This is a genomic window from Microbacterium sp. NPDC086615, from assembly GCF_040686055.1.
Taxonomy (GTDB): Bacteria; Actinomycetota; Actinomycetes; order Actinomycetales; family Microbacteriaceae; genus Microbacterium.
Window position 1 is genome coordinate 15,238 of sequence record NZ_JBFBJJ010000029.1, and the last position, 15,512, is coordinate 30,749.

Here is a 15,512-nt window from a genome sequence, read left to right on the forward strand (position 1 = left end):
CGTCAGCGCACCCGGTGAGAGCACCCCTCAGCCGCCCGGCACCGGCGGCAGCTCCACGACCTCACCGAGCGGGGTGTAACGCGGACCGGCCAGGCGCCCGATCGGTCGGAGAAGCGCGGTGTCGATGCTGGCTGCGCCCGTCGAACCCATCCGCACCACGTCGTCACGTACGGTCCAGCCCACGACCGTGCCCACGACGAACTCGCCACCGGTGGGGCTGAACGCCGTGGTCGAGTGGTAGCGACATTCCATGCGCACGGGTGCATCGGCGAGGCCCGGGACGCCGATCACGCGCGACTCCTCGAGCGCGAGGCCCAGGCGCTCGGCTTCGCCGACCTCGGGCGGCATCCATTCGCTGCTCGCGTGCAGGGCGGACAGCATCGTCTCATCGGCGATGTTCACGACGAACTCGCCGTGCTCCTCGATGTTGCGGATCGTGTCCTTACGGCCGCTCGCGCGCTTGTTGACGGTGAAGCCGAGCATCGCCGGATGCTGGCTCACCCACGTGAATGAACTGAACGGCGCGAGGTTCACGGGGTCGCGACCGCTCGTGACCCAGGCGATCGGACGGGGAACCACCGACCCGACGAGCAGGCGGTACGTGTCCGCGGGGGAGAGGCCGGCGGCGTCGATGAACATCAGGGGACCTTTCCGGATGCCGTGAGCTCGGCGGCGAGCATCTCGCGCAAAGCCTTCTTGTCGATCTTGCCCACCTTGGTCAGTGGCAGCTCGTCGACGGTGACGAGGTGGTCGGGGCGCTTGAACGCCGCCACCCCGGATGCGTCGAAGTGCGCGCGCACCGTGCCGAGATCGAGCTCGTGCCCGTCGTGCAGGACCGCGAACAGGCACACCGTCTCGCCGAGGGTGTCGTGCGGCATGGCGACCGCGGCCGCGAGCCGCACCGACGTCAGCCCGTACACGAGGTTCTCGACCTCTTCGGCGGAGATGTTCTCGCCGCCGCGGTTGATCATGTCCTTGCTGCGGCCCTCGACCACGAGATTGCCGTCGGGCCGCAGGCGCACGATGTCGCCCGTGATGTAGAAGCCGTCGGGGGTGAACGACCGGGCGTTCGCCTCGGGAGCGTCGTAGTACCCGCGCGGGGTGTAGGGGCCGCGCGTGAGCAGCACGCCGGGTGCGCCGTCGGGAACCGGCACCCCGGTCGCCTCATCGACGATGCGCAGCTCGTCGTGCGCCGACACCGGTCGCCCCTGCGTCGACACGATCGCTTCGACCGGGTCGTCGAGCCGGGTGACGTTGATGAGGCCCTCGGCCATGCCGAACACCTGCTGAAGCGTCCCGGGAAGATCTCGCACCGCCCGCTCGGCGAGTTCGTCCGCCAGACGCGCCCCGCCGACCTGCAGCACACGCAAGGTGCGCAGCGCGTCGACGCCCACGGCTCCCGCGTGATCGAGCCAGGATGCCACGACCGCCGGCACCGCGGCAGTGTGGGTCACGCCGTGCTGACGGATCGCGGCGAACGCCCGCTCGGGCCGCGGCGAGCCCAACGGCACGACCGTGCCCCCGGCGAACAGAGTCCCCAGGACGCCGGGGCAGGCGAGAGGGAAGTTGTGCCCCATCGGCAGCGTCGCGAGGTACACCGTGTCGGCGCCGATCGCGGTGGGCGGTGAGGTCAGCACGATGTTGCAGAGGTAGTCGTCGTGCGTGCGCGCGATGAGCTTCGGCAGACCCGTCGTGCCCCCGGAGAGGAGGAACACCGCGACGGAGTCGGCATCCGGGGTCGGCAGAGTCCGGCCGCGAGTGCTCTCGTCGGATGGCGCGCACAGCGGAAGGAGGCGCTCGACGTCGTCGGGGAGCGCGGCATCGGCGTCGGCGAGCACGATGACGTGTCGCAGGGTCGGACTCGTCTCGCGCAGCGCGCACGACAGCCGGCGGTGGTCGAAGTCGCGCAGGGTGTCGGGGCTGACGAGCGCGACCGCCTCCGATGCCTCGACCAGGTGACGCAGCTCGTGCTCCCGGTGCGCCGGGAGGGCCATGACCGGGACGACACCGGCGCGCAGGCACGCCAGCGTGAGCACGACGAACGTCCAGTGATTGGGCAGCTGCACGACGACGCGGTCGTCGGGCGCGATGCCGAGGTCGAGGAGGCGCGCCGCGCACGCGTCGGCGCGGTCGAGCAGATCGCCGTAGGTCAGCGTCACACCGTCATCGACCAGCGCGACGCCGTTGGCGTGGCGACCCGCTGTCTCGGCGAACACCTCGCCGAGCGTGCGGCCCTGCCAGAGCCGCTCGGCGCGGTACCGCTCGGCGAACTCGGTGGGCCAGGGTGTCCGTCCCGCGCGCGTGTTCATCGCAGCACCGCATCCGCGCGGCCCGAGAGCACCAGGGTCATGGCTCGATCTTCGTCGCAATCGGGTTCGTCGATGATCGCCGCCACGCCGTGGCGCAGGCGTGCCGCTTCGGCGAGGAGTTGACGGTCGAGAGCGCTGCCCCCGGTGACCAGCACCGCGGCGGCATCGCGGTGGGAGGCGAGGGCCTCGCGCACGGCGTCGTCGGGGCGGATGCCGTCACTCGCCGCCACGGTGACGACAGGGGGCAAGCCATCGCGGTCGACCACGCGTCGATCGAGGAGCCCCGTGACGGCGGACTCCAACGGTGGCGCCCCGTGCCGGCTCTGCCACCGATCGAGCGCTCGGCGCACGGCATCCGGATCGCGGCGGGCGATCTTCGCCGCGGGCAGAGCGCGCGAGAAGAAGTGGAATCCGAACTGCCAGGGCTCGAAGGCGTGGAAGTAGGTGCCGAAGTTCTCCCACCACGACAGACTCGGTCGGGCTGCGCCCTGGATGCGGGCCACCTGCGGCTGCCGGACCGCCTCGTACGCGAGGAATGCGGCGTCGATGTCGTCGGGGTGCGCGGTGAGTGCATCGGCGAGGGCGATGGCGTCCTCGAGCGACATCTTCGTGCCGCTGCCGACCGAGAAGTGAGCGGTGTGCACGGCGTCACCGAGCAGGGCGACGTTGCCGTGATGCCAGCTGCGCGCGCGGATCGTGCGGAAGTTGCCCCACCGGGAGTTGTTGCCGATCAGGCGCGCGCCGCCGATGAGGGGCGCGAAGATCTCCTCCAGCCGGCGCTGGCTGTGCTCATCGCTCGGCCCCGGGGGAGTGGCCGGGTCGAAACCGTCGAGTCCGGCGGCGCGCCAGGTGTCCTCGTCGGTCTCGACGATGAAGGTCGACAGGCCCCCGCCGATCGGGTACGCGTGCGCGGCGAAGACCCCGGCGACATCCTCCGGCAGTCCGTCGGCGTGCGTGTGCAAGAAGGTCAGTCCCTCGAAGGGGGCGTCGGTGGCGAACCAGATGAACTTGGCGGCGGCGGTCTCGTAGGTCACGCCCAGGGTGTCGTCGCCGATCGTGGCGCGGGCCTGAGAGTTCGCGCCGTCCGCGGCGACGATCACGTCGTAGTCGTCGAGCTCGTCGACGCGTCGCGGCGTGGAGAAGTGCAGATGGGCGCCGGCCTCCGTGGCGCGCCGCTGGAGGGCTGCGAGCAGATCCTTGCGCAACACCGCGCCCATGCCGTTGCCGCCGAACGTCATGGTCTCGCCCTTCGCGGTGACCCGGATGGCGTCCCACCGCACCCCCGAGGCGTCGAGGGTCTCTCTCAGCGCCGAGTCGGCGGCATCCACCCCGCTCTGCGTGGCATCCGAGAACACGACGCCGAAGCCGAACGCCTCGTCGGCGCGGTTGCGCTCGAAGAGGTCGACTTCGGCGTGGGGGATGTTGCGCGCGGCCAGGGCGGCGAAGAGAAGGCCGCCGGGACCGCCTCCGATGATCGCGATACGCATGTCAGCCTCCTTGCTGAAGATGTCGATCCGTCACGACGCAACGAGTATGCAACACAAATGTGTTCTGCGCCATAGCTTCGTTACATTCATCTCGGGTAACGTTCTCGCATGCGCCCCCGCTCCCTCGTCTTCACGCTCCTCGGGGACTACTTCCGCTACTGCGGCGACGGCGAGGTGCCCCTGCGCGGTCTGAGTGACGTGCTGCAGCTGTTCGACATCGAGCCGGCCACCACCCGCGTGGTCATGTCACGCCTGCGTGCCGACGGTTGGTTCGACACCCGCCGCGACGGACGGCTGACCACCTACGTACTCTCGCCGAAAGCGTGGCAATTGCTCGACGAGGGGCGAGAGCGCATCTTCCGCCACGTCGCCGGTGACTGGAGCGGGGAATGGACGCTCATCGCCACACGGGCGGGTGATCGCTCGGCGCGCGATGAGATGCGCAAGAGCCTCACCTGGCTGGGCTTCGGCCAGTTGCAGCCCGCCGTCTGGATCGCCCCCGGCGACCGCGTGGCCGCGGCGAGAGAGCTGATGGAGACCAACGGTGTGGGCTCCGACGTGTTCGTCAGCCGGACCGGCGACCTCGATCACGACCGCTCGATCGCGGCCCGCGGGTGGGACCTCGACGCGCTCGACTCGCTCTACGGCGCTTTCGTGCACACTCACGACGTGGCCGAGCCCGAGGCGAACGATGACGACGCCCTCGTGGCACGTGTGCGGCTGACCGACGACTACCGTCGTTTTCCCTTCACCGACCCCGACCTGCCGAGCGTTCTCCTGCCCGCGGGGTGGAACGCGCCGCGCGCGCACGAGGTGTTCGTGCGTCGCCACGGCGAGCTGCGCGACCGCGCGACGGCCGCGATCGAACGGTTGACGGGGCTGACGGTGCGCGGGGCGCACCGAGCGTTCCTCGAGGGCGGGGCGGTCGGTTTCACCCGAGAGGCGTAGTCGTCACGGGGGCGTCAGAGCAGGCCCGGCAACCGTTCCGCGAACGCGCGCAGCACGGACGTCGTGCCTCCGTCGACCTTGACCGCGGCGCGGCGATCCGCGCGGGTCTCGCCGCGGTTGATGATGACGACGGGGAGGCGGCGTCGGCGCGCCCGCTCCACGAGGCGGATGCCGGAGTTCACCACGAGCGATGACCCCGCGATGACGAGCGCCTCGCTCGCGTGGACCAACTGCTCGGCCTCACGGAACTTCTCGACCGGGATGTACTCGCCGAAGAAGACCACATCGGGCTTCAGGGTGCCCCCGCAGACCGAGCAGACGGGGACGACGAAACCCTCGGCCGAGGTCGGGGTCACATCACCATCGGGGCCGAGCTCGACGTTCTCGGGGGCGGTGATCCACGGGTTCTCGGCCTCGATGCGCTCCGCGAGGTCGCGGCGGTCGAAGATCTGCCCGCAGTGGAGGCAGCCGATGCGGCGCATCGTGCCGTGCAGCTCCACGACCCGCCCGCTGCCCGCGCGCACGTGCAGACCGTCGACGTTCTGCGTCACGACGCCGTTCGACACCCCCGCCGCTTCGAGATCGGCCAGAGCACGATGGCCGTCATTGGGTTCGGCCGCGGCGAAGACCTTCCACCCCAGGTGGCTGCCCACCCAGTACCGGCGGCGGGCCTCGGCGCTGGAGAGGAACTGCTGCACCGTCATCGGAGTGCGGGTGGGAGCACCCTTTCCGCGGTAGTCGGGGATGCCCGAATCCGTCGACACGCCCGCGCCCGTGAGCACCGCGATCCGGCGACCCGCAAGCACCTCGACGGCCCGATCGATGGATGCCAAGGACTCGGCATCCTTCGTCGTGTCGGTCATGCGCACCTCCGTCGTATCGAGTCTAGGGCGGGCCGTCGCCCATCGGACGCGCACCCGAACGCCGTCGATACTGGAGGGATGAGCGCTCTCCCCCCACCCGCCATGCTCGACATCACCTGCCTCCGCCGCGTGCGACCGTGGGGCGGAGAGCCGGTCGACATCGCGATGGATGCCGGAATCATCACCGCCGTCACCCCCGCAGGGTCCGCGCCGATCGGCGTCCGGGAGTTCGACGGGCGGGGCCTCCTCGCACTGCCCGGCATCGTGAACGCCCACGCCCACGTCGACAAGTCGTGGTGGGGACTGCCGTGGCATTCATACGGGGGCGAGGGCACCACCGAGGGGCGCATCCGCCACGAGCGGGCCGAACGCGACGCCCTCGGCATCCCCTCCCTCGAACGCTCCGCGCACGTCCTGCGCGAGTTCGTGCGTCACGGCACCACGGCGATCCGCACCCACGTCGACGTCGACACCGGCGTCGGGCTGCGCGGGATCGAGGCGGTCGAAGAAGCCGCCGCCGCCTACGAGGGCGCGCTCGACGTGCGGATTGTGGCGTTCCCGCAGGACGGCGTCCTGCGTCGCCCCGGCGTGCTCGACTCGCTGCGGGATGCCGCGACCCGGCCGAGCGTCGACGCGATCGGCGGGCTCGACCCCGCGACCATCGACCGCGACCCCGTCGGACAGATCGACGCGATCACCGCGCTCGCCGCCGACACCGGGGTGGGTGTCGACATCCACCTGCACGACCCCGCCGAGCTCGGCGCGTTCCAGATCGAGCTGCTCGTCGACCGCGCCGCGCGGCTCGGCCTGCGCGGCCGCGTGAACATCGCGCACGGCTTCGCGGTCGCCCAGCTGGAGCCCTCGCACCGTCGCGACCTGTTGGCCGCGATGGCGGAGGTCGGGGTCTCGATGACGACGGTCGCACCCCTGCGGCTCCCGCAACTGCCCCTCGCCGAGCTCGACGCCGCCGGCGTGCGCTTCGCGTTCGGCACGGACGGCATCCGCGACCTCTGGAGCCCCTATGGCACGGGCGACACGCTCGGCATCGCGTGGCAGTACGCGCGGGCCGCGGGACTCGTCCGCGACGAGGATCTGCTCCGCGTCGCGCGGCTCGCCACGACCGCGGCGGCGTGGGCGGTAGGGCGTGAGGTGCACGATCTCGAGGTGGGCGCCCGTGGGGACATCGTGCTGATGGATGCCGAGAACCCGATGGACGCGCTCGTCCGGCTCCCCGAGCGCGCCCTGGTCGTCGGCGGTGGGCGGGTGCTGCACGTCGCGTGAGCGGATCGGGCGCGTGCCCTCCCGTGGCGGGCGCTCCCGTTGTGCAAGGGCTCTCTTTCGTTGAGTGTCCACGAAACCCGGACGAATTTTCGAACGTTCCGGATGTTTTGGACACTCATCCGTCTGCGGCGACGAGCGCTGGCCGGGTGTCGCGGCACGGGCCGGGTAGGACACGGCGGGAGCGGGCGAGTCGGGTGCGCGCGAGGGCTGGCACGATGGACGGATGCCCGTCATCCCGCTCGACTCCGCCGACGACCCGCGCCTCGCCGACTACCGCGATCTCACGGACGTGTCGCTCCGGCGGGTGACCGAGCCCGCGGGCGGGCTGTACATCGCGGAGTCGTCGAAGGTCCTCGACCGCGCACTCCGTGCCGGCCACCGTCCGCGGTCGGTCCTCGTGCAGGAGAAGTTCCTCGCCGATGCCCTCGCTCTCGCGGGGGAGGATGCCGAGATCTACGTCGTCCCCGCCGAGATCGCCGAGCGGGTGACGGGGTACACCGTGCATCGGGGGCTGTTGGCATCCATGCATCGCCCCGCGTTGGCATCCGTCGAAGAGGTCGTCAAGGACGCGCGGCTGGTCGTGGTGCTCGAAGACATCGTCGATCACACCAATATCGGGGCGGCATTCCGTTCCGCGGCGGCCCTCGGGGCGGATGCCGTGCTCGTGACGCCGCGGTGTGCGGACCCGCTCTACCGGCGGAGCGTTCGCGTCAGCATGGGGACGGTGTTCCAGGTGCCGTGGACGCGCCTCCCCGAGTGGTCGGAAGCCAAACCGCTCCTGCACGCGGCCGGGCTGCATCTCGCCGCCCTCGCCCTCTCGGACGACGCCGTCACGCTCGACGCCTTCTCCGCGGCGGGGCACGAGCGCGTCGCCCTGCTGCTGGGCGCCGAGGGCGACGGACTGAGCCGTGGTGCGCTCGCCGCGGCCGACACGGTCGTGACGATCCCGATGGCCGGGGGAGTGGACTCGCTCAATGTCGCCGCGGCGAGCGCCGTGGCGCTGTGGGAGCTGGGGCGCGGGAGGCGCTGAGGATCGCGCGTCCGGGCGTCGGGGGCTCCTCGAGGACGCGCTCCCGCATCGCGGGGCGCGCGCGCGAGCCCCGGGCGCGGACGACGATCTCCCGCCTCTCGAGAGGCGTTCCGCGTGCGAGAGGCGCTGCGATCCGCGACCGCAGGGTGTCGTGCTACCGCGGAGCGAAACGAGCGGGAGGCTGCTCGGGGCCGGGGCCGTCTGCCTCGAGCATCGGTGGGGTTCCGATGATCGTGCGCTCGCGGTACCAACGCTCGGACTCCGCGGCGGCGCGCACACGGGAGTCGGGGTCGTTCTCCAGTGCGGCGATCACGTCGTCGGGCAGCTCGTGCTCCCCGGCGAGGAACCACCGGTCGACGACCGACCCGTCGCGCACCACGCGACGCGCACGCTCGTCGTCGCGGGGGAGCCCCTCGGGCGGGGTGTCGGCGCGGTCGATGCCGAGGTGCAGATTCGCGGGGGCCAGAATCTTGCCCGGTTGATAGTCGGGCTGGATGTAGAGACTGACGACGACGCCGCCACCCTTCCATTCCAGGGGATGGAGGGCCATCCCGTCCCCCTCGGTCCACCGCACGTCGTCGAGGGTCCACTCCGACCATTCGTCACCGTCGGTGTGAAACGCCCACCGCTCCGATTGAGAGGTGAGGAACGATGCCACGGCCTGCGCCCGTATGCGCACCTCGTCTTCCTCGCCCTCGAAGAACACCGACAGATTCGGCGCCCACGCGGACGACAGGAGATCCCAGTCGCCGGCCGCGAAGCGCCCACTCTCCACGTCGGGCGTCCACCCCGTGTCGGCCAGCCCCGTCGCGAGCGACTCGGCATCGCGCAGGAGGGTGTCGGCGTCGGCGTCGGCGGCGGCGAGCAGGGCGAGAACCGCTTCGGGTAGCTCGACGGTGGGGCGTCCCTCGACGTCGCTCATTGAGCCTGCGCCTCGCCGATCGCGGTCGCCACGCTGCGGAACAGCTCGAGGACGTCGACGTCTTCGCCGGCCTCCATCCGCTTGGAGATCATGGTCATCGGGAACGCGAGGTCGTCGGGTCCGCCGAACCGGAGCGCAGCATCGCTCCCGAACTCGTCGTCGACCTGCACCCACTCCGCGCCGGTCACGCGGGCGAGGACGTCGCCGAACACGGTCCCCAGCGACTGCAGCTTCCACGTCTCGTCGGGGCGGACCTCGGCGACGAGAGCTGCGATCACCGAGAGCGCGGTGTGGTTGTCACTCCGGTCGAGCGGGGCATCGGCGCTCACCGACGTCCACACCCACTCTCGACGCGCGTCCATCTCGGCGGCGAGGTCGGCCGACAGGGGCCCCGAGGTCGGCCCCTCGGCCGGTGCCGTCGGCGGGACGGACGAGGCGGTGGACGGCGAGACCGGCGGCGTCGGCTGGCTTTCGGACCGCGCGCCGCGGAACAATCCGCGAAAGCCCTTCGAGACCACGGCGGTCAGGCCTGCGTGCCGCGTGAGGCCGCGGCATCCGGACCCGGGGCGAGGGTCACCACGGGCAGCGGCTCGGGGCGCTTCGCGAGCACGTGATCGCCCGACGACTGATGGCGGAGCCGGCGCAGAACCCACGGCACCAGGTACGACCGCGCCCACACGAGATCCTTCTCGCGGGCGGCCCTCCAGGTCGTGGCGGCGAGCGCTTCGGGCTGCATCGGCTGGAGGTCGTTGGGGACGTTCAGCGCCCGCAGCACCATGCGCGCGACCTCGTGGTGGCCGAGAGGGTTGTAGTGCAGGCGATCGTCGTCGAAGAAGCGCATGTCCTGCACCTCTTTCAGCCCCCACTGGTCGGCGACGACGCAATCGTGCGCATCGGCGATCGCGCGGATGTTCTCGTTGTAGATCGCGACCTTGCCCCGGATGCCACGGAACACGGGCGTGAACTCCGTGTCGATGCCCGTGAACACGACGACCGTGGCGTTGTCGCGGCGCAGGCGGATGACGGCATCCTCGAACTGCTGGGCCACGGCATCCGGATCGGTTCCGGGGCGGATGACGTCGTTTCCGCCCGCGGAGAAGGTGATGAGGTCGGGCTTGAGCGCGAGGGCCGGCTCGATCTGGTCGGCGACGATCTGCCCGATGAGCTTGCCGCGGACGGCCAGGTTCGCGTAGGCGAAGTCGTCGACCTGCGTGGCGAGCACCTCGGCGACGCGGTCGGCCCAGCCGCGGTGGCCCCCGTCGGGGAGCGGGTCTCCGATGCCCTCGGTGAACGAGTCGCCCAGGGCGACGTATCGCCGCCACGGGTGCGGTCCGGCGTTGTCGGGCGAGGACGAGGTGCGGGGCGAGTGCGGATCGAGTGTCATCGAAACCTCCGACCCCCAGGCTAACCCGGGCCTCCGACACGGCAAGGGGCGCAGCCGGCGGCACGGCGCGGCGGGTACGCGCGGCGGCGCACCCATAAACACGGTCCACGCGCAGAAACACGTTCTCCCCGCGTTTATGTGAGCGAATCGCGTTTATGGCCGGTGCGCGGGCCGATCCGTCCACACCCCGGCGCACGCCCGGTCGGCGGTGACCTATCGTTGATGTTCGCGCTCGCGAGGGATGGAGGTTCGATGCTGGAAGACGAAGCCCGCACCCAGAACCTGGAACACCCTCCGACGCCCGCCGACGGCGGCGCGCCCCTGAAGATCGCGAGCCCTGGCCCGGTTGCGAGCCCCGGCCCGGTTGCGAGTCCGGGCCCGGTGGCCAGCCCCGGCCCGGTCGCGAGCCCAGCCCTGGTGGCGAGTCCCGGCCCCGTCGCGAGTCCCGGCCCCGTCGCAAGCCCTGGCCCGTCGGCGAGCCCCGGCCCCGCTCCCGTGTCTCCCGCTGCCGCGGGCACCGAGCCCGCGGCATCCGCTCCCGTCGATCCCACCCACGCCACCGCGCCCGTTGCCGGCCACCCGATGCCGGGCGATGCCCCGGCTCCGCTCGACGGCACCGAGCCGCACTTCGGGTCGTTCGCGGCCGAGCACCTCTCGCCGTCGTTCCCGCAGCGTGCGCCCTGGGGAACCGCGCAGCGTCTGCGCGCGTGGCAGGCCGAGGCACTGGACCAATACTTCGGCTCCGACGGACCCGACGGTGTGGGCAAGGGTCCCCGCGACTTCCTCGCCGCCGCGACCCCGGGCGCCGGTAAGACCACCTTCGCCCTGCGCCTCGCGTCCGAGCTCATGCGCCGGCGCGTCGTCGACCGTATCGTCGTGGTCGCCCCCACCGAGCACCTCAAGTCCCAGTGGGCCGAGGCGGCCGCGCGGGTCGGCATCCGTCTCGATCCGTTCTTCTCGAACCGCCACGCCACGCCCTCGCGGCAGTACCACGGTGTCGCCGTCACCTACGCGCAGGTCGCGGTCAAGGCCGAGGTGCACCAGCGACTGACGATGGATGCCAGAACCCTCGTCATCCTCGACGAGGTGCACCATGGCGGCGACGCCCTCAGTTGGGGCGACGCGCTGCGCGAGGCCTACAGTCGAGCGACCCGCCGTCTGCTGCTCTCGGGAACGCCGTTCCGCAGCGACACGGCGCCCATCCCGTTCGTCGAGTACCACCCGAACTCCAAGGGCATCCGCCTCTCCCGAACCGACTACGCCTACGGCTACAAACGCGCCCTTGAAGACGGCGTCGTCCGGCCGGTCTTCTTCCTCGTCTACGCGGGGCAGATGCGCTGGCGCACCAAGGCCGGGGAAGAGATGGAGGCCCAGCTCGGCCAGGACAACACCAAAGACATCACGTCCCAGGCCTGGCGCACCGCGCTCGATCCGAACGGCGACTGGATCCCCGCGGTCCTCCGCTCCTCCGACCGGCGCCTCACCGAGGTGCGTGAGACGGTCCCGGATGCCGGTGGCCTCGTCATCGCGACCGACCAGACCGCCGCGCGCGCCTACGCCGCCATCCTCGAAGACATCGGGGGAGAGAAGGTCACCGTCGTCCTCTCCGACGAGGCCGAGGCCTCGAGTCGCATCGAGGAGTTCTCCAAGGGCACGAGCCGCTGGATGGTCGCCGTCCGCATGGTGTCGGAGGGCGTCGACGTCCCGCGTCTCGCCGTCGGTGTCTACGCCACGAGTGCCTCGACGCCGCTGTTCTTCGCGCAGGCCATCGGCCGTTTCGTCCGCGCGCGGCGCCGCGGTGAGACCGCGAGCGTGTTCCTGCCGAACGTGCCCCAGCTGCTCGCCCTCGCCGGCGAGATGGAGGCCCAGCGCGAGCACGCCCTCGACCGCGACAGCGACGCGGACGACCAGTGGAACGCCGAAGAAGACATGATGGACGCCGCCGAGCGCGAGGACAAAGCCTCCGACGCGCTCGAGCAGGAGTTCGAGTACCAGGCGCTGGGTTCGCTCGCGCACTTCGATCGCGTGATGTTCGACGGGCAGGAGTTCGGCCAGCTCGCTGTTCCCGGAACCATCGAGGAGGAGGAGTTCCTCGGCATCCCGGGCCTTCTCGAGCCCGAGCAGGTGCACGAGGTGCTCATGTCGCGCGCCACGCGGCAGTCGCGGCACCGCTCCACGCGCGAGGCGAACGAGAAGGAGAACGGCGTCGAACCGCCCTCCGTCGACGAGGGCGGGCTTCCCGCGCCGCTGCACCGCACGCTCAAAGAGCAGCGTCAGCTTCTCAACACGATGGTCGGTCTCTACGCGCGGCAGAGCGGGGAGCCGCACGGCCTCGTCCACGCCGAGCTCCGGCGTCTCTGCGGGGGACCTGCCGTGTCGCACGCAACCGTCGCGCAGCTGCAGGCGCGCATCGACCTGCTGCGCAAGCGCGTGCACTCCTGAACCCGGTTCGTGCTGTGCGCCGAGCGGCGGGTCGCCGCGACACGCTGACGCCGTGCGGTTCATCTGCAGGACCAGTGGGGCAGAAGTGCACTCGTGCGCGCTCGGCGACCATGCTCGACGGGATCGGTCATGCAGGTGTGCCGCGAGACGACTTCGCGCCGCCGAAATACTGGCATCTCCGCCGCGGCAGCCGCGGCTTTCCGGGCTTCGGGTCCCCGAAATGCTGTCAGTGTCAGCCGACGCGCCCGGGGAGGGGTTCTCGCTCACTACGGTGGGGTCGACCCGAAGGAGCCCCGTGACGACTCCCGCCACACCCACCGCCCGCGACCGCCGCCGTTGGGCGCGTTACCTGGTCGACGAACGCGCCGAGGCGCGCGTCTACCGCGAACTCGCCTCCCGCCGCACCGGGGAGGAACGCGACATCCTGCTCGCGCTCGCCGACGCCGAAGGACGCCACGAGCAGCACTGGATCGACCTGCTCGGCGAGAAGCCGCAGCGGCTGCCGCAGCCCGGCATCGGAACCCGCCTGCTCGCCTGGATGGCCCGCCGCTTCGGCTCGATCTTCGTCCTCGCCCTGGCACAGAACGCCGAGGCCCGCTCGCCCTACGCCGACGAGCCGTACGCGACAGCGGCGATGGCCGCCGACGAGCGCGTACACCACGAGGTGGTCCGCGGTCTCGCCGCGCGGGGTCGTCGGCGTCTCTCGGGAACCTTCCGCGCCGCCGTCTTCGGCGCGAACGACGGACTCGTCTCGAACCTCGCCCTGGTGATGGGCGTGGGTGCGACCGGCGTCGCCCCCAGCTTCGTGCTGTTCAGCGGCGTCGCCGGACTCCTCGCGGGGGCCCTCTCGATGGGCGCCGGCGAGTTCGTGTCGGTGCGCTCGCAGCGCGAGCTGCTCGAAGCGACTGAAGAGAGCGACTTCGCCGACTCGGCTCTGCCCCACCTGGATCTGGATGCCAATGAACTCGCGCTCGTGTACCGCACGCGCGGCATGGAACCCGACGACGCCCTCGCGAAGGCGCGCGAGGTCGTCACCGCCGCCCAGGCCGGAACGGCTCCCGCCGCGGCCGCTCCGGGAGAGTCGTCGCACGAGGTCGTCGGCAGCGCGTGGGGCGCGGCGCTCTCGAGCTTCCTGTTCTTCGCCTCCGGCGCGATCATCCCCGTGCTGCCGTGGATCTTCGGCCTGTCGGGCATCGTCGCGGTCGTCGTCGCGCTCGCCCTCGTCGGCGTGGCACTGATGGGCACCGGTGCGATGGTCGGCCTGCTCTCGGGTGCGTCGCCTCTCAAGCGCGGCCTGCGTCAGCTCGCGATCGGCTTCGGGGCCGCCGCGGTGACCTACGTGCTCGGTCTGCTGTTCGGGGTGTCGGCGGCCTGAGGCCGCGGCCCGCCGGGGCTGTGGCTCGCCCGGAGCGCGCCCGGGGTGTGGCGGTGTCCGCCGTTCGTGCGGCACCGCGCAAGCGGGCATAAACGCGATTCGCGCACAGAAACACGTGCAGAGCGTGTTTCTGTGCGCGGATCGCGTTTATGGCGTGGTCGACGGTGCTGCGCCCCGCGCCGCGAACCCGCCGCACCCCGGCTCGCGCCGCACCCCGGCTCGCGCCGCACCGCGGGAGGGTCGGCGGCCGGGCTATCCGCGGCTGGCGGCGACTCGCGCGGCCTCGCGCACCGCGGTGACGTTCTTCCGTCCGGCCCGCGAGCCCGCGAGTTTCGCGGCGATGTGCTCGCGGACCGTCACCGGCTCGTACAGCGCCGGGGCCTCGCGCGACACGAAGTGCGGGAGCGGAGCGATGACCGCGTCGGCGTTGCCGTCGTGGAAGAAGGCCGCCGATCGTCGGCGCTCGATCGTCCCGTCGATCACCGGCGGCTTGACCCGGTGCAGCGTCGACATCCACTTGTCGTTCGTCAGCCGGGCTGCCACGTCACCGAGATTGACCAGCAGTGCCCCGTCGGCCGGCGAGACGTCGTTCCACGACCCGTCCTGGCCGAGCACCTGCAGCCCCGCGACCTGGTCGGCCCAGAGCACCGTGACGAGGCCGAAGTCGGTGTGCTCGCCCATCCCCGTCAGCTCCGCCCCGAGCTCGATCGAGCCCGGGGGCAGGGCGTAGTTGTTCATCCGCAGCACGTCGATCGAATGGTCGGTGAGGGTGTCGAAGAAGTCCTCGCGCACCCGGAGCGCCGCGGCGAGGATGCGCGTGAGCGTCCCGGCCACCCGCCGCGCTTCGTCGAAGTACGTCTCGACGGCGCCGCGGAACGACGGGACGGCATCCGGCCACGTGTTCTCCGCGTAGTCTGCCGCCGTGGCGCCCGTTCCGAGGTAGTCGCGCCACGACGCTCCCACGTTGAACGCCTCGAAGAAGTCGTTCATCCGGGTGACCGGATCGACGCCCAGGCTGTAGCTCAGCGATTCGCTCTTGGGCGGGCTGTATCCGCGGTTCTCGGCCGCGGGCCGCACGAACGCCTTCTTGGCCTCGAGGGGGAGCGCGAAGAACTCGTCCAGTTCGGCGGCGAGAGCCGTGATGACGGAGTCCGGGATGCCGTGGCCCACCACCTGCATGAAGCCGACGGTGCGCGCCGCGTGGTCCACCGCGGCCACCACCGCGGCGCGGGCGTCGTCGGATCCGCTGCCGACCCAGGCGGAGATGTCGATGGTGGGGACCGAGAAAGGGGGCATGGCCCCGACGCTAGGCGGGTCGTGTCACGCGGGTGTTTCTGCGCTGTCACGGTTACGAGGAGCCGTCAGCGCACCCCGTCGGGGGTTATAGGCAAGAACGTGTGGATGGGATGGTGATCTAGCCGCGCGATCACGCGGTGAAACGGGGTTGTGCATGGTCCGCGACGCTTAGGCG

General features: G+C 71.3%; 13 protein-coding genes. 5 read left to right on the plus strand and 8 right to left on the minus strand.

All coding sequences use genetic code 11. The annotated features are described in order from the left end of the window. Nucleotides 1-27: 27 nt before the first annotated feature. Genes AB0O24_RS18005 through AB0O24_RS18015 form a run of 3 tightly spaced genes read right to left on the minus strand, consistent with a single transcriptional unit; the run spans nucleotide 28 to nucleotide 3,796 of the window. The gene (locus AB0O24_RS18005; RefSeq protein WP_275797863.1) at nucleotides 28-639 is read right to left on the minus strand and encodes a flavin reductase family protein; all 612 of its coding nucleotides are present in this window, start codon (nucleotides 637-639) and stop codon (nucleotides 28-30) included. Next, nucleotides 639-2,309: an AMP-binding protein gene (locus AB0O24_RS18010; RefSeq protein WP_363376783.1), complete on the minus strand. Its 1,671-nt coding sequence runs from the start codon at nucleotides 2,307-2,309 to the stop codon at nucleotides 639-641. Before AB0O24_RS18010 ends, AB0O24_RS18005 begins: the two co-directional genes overlap by 1 nt. After that, complete coding sequence (locus tag AB0O24_RS18015) at nucleotides 2,306-3,796, minus strand: FAD-dependent monooxygenase (RefSeq protein WP_363376785.1); 1,491 nt, start codon at nucleotides 3,794-3,796, stop codon at nucleotides 2,306-2,308. The genes AB0O24_RS18010 and AB0O24_RS18015 overlap by 4 nt, the downstream gene beginning before the upstream one ends. A gap of 108 nt (nucleotides 3,797-3,904) precedes the next feature. Between AB0O24_RS18015 and AB0O24_RS18020 the strand changes: the two genes are divergently transcribed. Next, entirely contained in the window at nucleotides 3,905-4,744 is an 840-nt protein-coding gene (locus AB0O24_RS18020) for a PaaX family transcriptional regulator C-terminal domain-containing protein (protein ID WP_363376786.1), read from the plus strand. Nucleotides 4,745-4,758: 14 nt separating this feature from the next. On the opposite strand, the gene AB0O24_RS18025 is transcribed toward AB0O24_RS18020, so the two are convergent. Continuing rightward, nucleotides 4,759-5,607 carry a Sir2 family NAD-dependent protein deacetylase gene (locus AB0O24_RS18025; RefSeq protein ID WP_275797871.1) on the minus strand — a complete coding sequence of 283 codons (849 nt, stop codon included), beginning with the start codon at nucleotides 5,605-5,607 and terminating at the stop codon, nucleotides 4,759-4,761. A gap of 78 nt (nucleotides 5,608-5,685) precedes the next feature. Here AB0O24_RS18025 and AB0O24_RS18030 point away from each other — a divergent pair, with 78 nt between their 5' ends. Beyond that, nucleotides 5,686-6,888: an amidohydrolase family protein gene (locus AB0O24_RS18030; protein WP_363376789.1), complete on the plus strand. Its 1,203-nt coding sequence runs from the start codon at nucleotides 5,686-5,688 to the stop codon at nucleotides 6,886-6,888. A gap of 223 nt (nucleotides 6,889-7,111) precedes the next feature. After that, a complete protein-coding gene (locus tag AB0O24_RS18035; protein ID WP_363376791.1) occupies nucleotides 7,112-7,918 on the plus strand; it encodes an RNA methyltransferase in 807 nt (268 codons plus the stop codon). Between the two features lie 154 nt (nucleotides 7,919-8,072). Here AB0O24_RS18035 and AB0O24_RS18040 read toward each other — a convergent pair whose 3' ends face one another. The 3 genes from AB0O24_RS18040 to AB0O24_RS18050 are packed head-to-tail and all read right to left on the minus strand — an operon-like array spanning nucleotide 8,073 to nucleotide 10,224. Next, the gene (locus AB0O24_RS18040; RefSeq protein WP_363376792.1) at nucleotides 8,073-8,840 is read right to left on the minus strand and encodes a hypothetical protein; all 768 of its coding nucleotides are present in this window, start codon (nucleotides 8,838-8,840) and stop codon (nucleotides 8,073-8,075) included. After that, the gene (locus AB0O24_RS18045) at nucleotides 8,837-9,358 is read right to left on the minus strand and encodes a DUF3806 domain-containing protein (RefSeq protein ID WP_363376794.1); all 522 of its coding nucleotides are present in this window, start codon (nucleotides 9,356-9,358) and stop codon (nucleotides 8,837-8,839) included. Before AB0O24_RS18045 ends, AB0O24_RS18040 begins: the two co-directional genes overlap by 4 nt. 5 nt (nucleotides 9,359-9,363) lie before the next feature. Then, a complete protein-coding gene (locus AB0O24_RS18050) occupies nucleotides 9,364-10,224 on the minus strand; it encodes an SGNH/GDSL hydrolase family protein (RefSeq protein ID WP_363376796.1) in 861 nt (286 codons plus the stop codon). A 582-nt stretch (nucleotides 10,225-10,806) separates the two neighbouring features. Between AB0O24_RS18050 and AB0O24_RS18055 the strand changes: the two genes are divergently transcribed. Both AB0O24_RS18055 and AB0O24_RS18060 read left to right on the plus strand, forming a co-directional pair. Next, entirely contained in the window at nucleotides 10,807-12,666 is a 1,860-nt protein-coding gene (locus AB0O24_RS18055; protein ID WP_363376800.1) for a DEAD/DEAH box helicase, read from the plus strand. Nucleotides 12,667-12,961: 295 nt separating this feature from the next. Beyond that, nucleotides 12,962-14,041 carry a VIT1/CCC1 family protein gene (locus AB0O24_RS18060; RefSeq protein ID WP_275801726.1) on the plus strand — a complete coding sequence of 360 codons (1,080 nt, stop codon included), beginning with the start codon at nucleotides 12,962-12,964 and terminating at the stop codon, nucleotides 14,039-14,041. A 252-nt stretch (nucleotides 14,042-14,293) separates the two neighbouring features. On the opposite strand, the gene AB0O24_RS18065 is transcribed toward AB0O24_RS18060, so the two are convergent. Next, nucleotides 14,294-15,337, minus strand: a complete 1,044-nt coding sequence (locus AB0O24_RS18065; RefSeq protein ID WP_363376798.1) for a 2-oxoglutarate and iron-dependent oxygenase domain-containing protein — start codon at nucleotides 15,335-15,337, stop codon at nucleotides 14,294-14,296. Nucleotides 15,338-15,512: the final 175 nt, after the last annotated feature.